2 protein-coding genes are annotated in these 1,675 nt (G+C 33.3%); both read right to left on the bottom strand.

Going from position 1 to position 1,675, the window contains the following annotated elements; translation table 11 throughout:
- Window positions 1-706: hypothetical protein (locus tag CQA53_RS11265; protein WP_147290052.1), on the bottom strand; the 706-nt coding region annotated here is incomplete at its 3' end.
- 2 nt (window positions 707-708) lie between these two features.
- A complete protein-coding gene (locus tag CQA53_RS11260) occupies window positions 709-1,533 on the bottom strand; it encodes a hypothetical protein (protein WP_115544006.1) in 825 nt (274 codons plus the stop codon).
- Window positions 1,534-1,675: the final 142 nt, after the last annotated feature.

Raw genomic sequence — 1,675 nt, 5'->3', positions numbered from 1 at the left:
GCTGCATAAGGATTTTGCTATCTTTAGAATCTGGCTTATCTCGTAGATTAACAAAGAAATCATTTTCATTTGTGGTAGTGGTGGCGAAAAGTCCTTTGATGACTGGAATTTTGAGATTATATTGTGTGGAGTTTTTCTCATCTTTTATGAGCCATTCCAAGTCATTATCTTTCATACATACAATATCGTTGTCGTTTGCTAGAATGATAGGAGTTGTGATTATATGGAAGTGCGACAAATTTGCTATCCCAATAATCTCATCCCCCCAAGTAAATGGAATCTGAAAGTCATATAGAAATATGTTTGCCATGTTATCTAATTCCATTCTATCGATATTATCAATCTGTGCTTCAATAGAGATTGTCTCATAATGAAATCGTTTTGACATAAAGCGTCTAAATCTCTCCTCCCCTAGAATCTCCCTTACAATCTTGTGATTATATATATCATCTTTATAGGGACTTTTTAGATACCAAAAAGTAGAGTGCATAATCTTTGCACTTTTCTTATCTAAAAATATCACCATATCAATGGGGGCTTTTTCTTTTAAATTGAGACTTTGTGAGATTCTAAGATTGCCTATAATCTCATAGCTAGTATCATAAGTTTTGCATTCATACTTAGGAATTTCATTGGAGATAGAAACTTCAAAGGCATTCTTTGTGTATTCCATATCTTCATCTTCACATTTTCTTAATGGTAGCATATTTACTCCTTTGTTGTGTGTGTTTTAAGTTTTGCAATGTAATCTTTCTTTCCATCTCTCACATACGCATATTTTAAATTTGGGCTGATACCTAGAAAATACAATTTTCTTATATATTCATCATCTATGATTTGAAAATGTCTAGGGTTTTCATTCCATTCTCCATCAAAGTAAAATATATCAAGATTACTTAAGAGGCATTTATCTGCCTCTCCATATTCACAAGAGTTTCCAAAAATAATGCTTTTATCATAGGATTGTAGTGGCACTTGTATAGAATCTGGTGATTGAAATCTTTTTTCCCATTTATCATTATTAATATCATACACATATATTGCCTTGTTTGTAGTGATAAGAAACATCGTCCCTTCCTGCAGTATTGCAGAGAAACCACACCACTCATCGCTAAATCTCCCTGATATGGTTGTCGTCTCTGCAAAAAGAGTCCTAGTTTGATGACCATACTCACCCTTACTAAAATATAAACTTGTTTTAAATTCTACACCACTGGCATATCCAGCCATTACAAAGGGTAATGAAAACAATTCAATATTTTGATAACAACCAAGCGTGAGGTGCATATCTTCTCTATAATCATAAGAGACATGCCACGCATTTGGATAGCTCTGCGGACCCATGCTTTTTATACTCGTTTCTACCATAGCTAAAGATTTTTCTATTTCTTGAAAATTTTCTATCTGTTCTATTGGTGTGATACTCTCTATCTCAAGCGTATGTATGGGCAATTTGCTTAAATCAACAAGATGTTGCTGTTTCGCACAAGCACTAAATAAAATCATAAATACAAAACTAAATATAAGCTTCATAGACTCCTCCTTTTATGGTATAGGTAAGAACACCATAGCACCAAATTGATACTCAAGGTATTCTCTCAAAGTTGGTGGTCGTGAATTCTTTTCATCTATCTTTATTGTAGTAAGATTTTGATTAATTTCTCCCCAACTCACA

The sequence above is a fragment of the Helicobacter didelphidarum genome (assembly GCF_003364195.1).
Lineage (GTDB): Bacteria > Campylobacterota > Campylobacteria > Campylobacterales > Helicobacteraceae > Helicobacter_A > Helicobacter_A didelphidarum.
Note: the sequence above shows the minus strand (reverse complement) of the source record. Positions and strands in the feature narration are given on the sequence as shown.

Excerpts from the sequence above, each read along its gene's own strand:
- CQA53_RS11260 (WP_115544006.1), bottom strand. The coding sequence starts at position 1,533 with ATGAAGCTTATATTTAGTTTTGTATTTATGATTTTATTTAGTGCTTGT.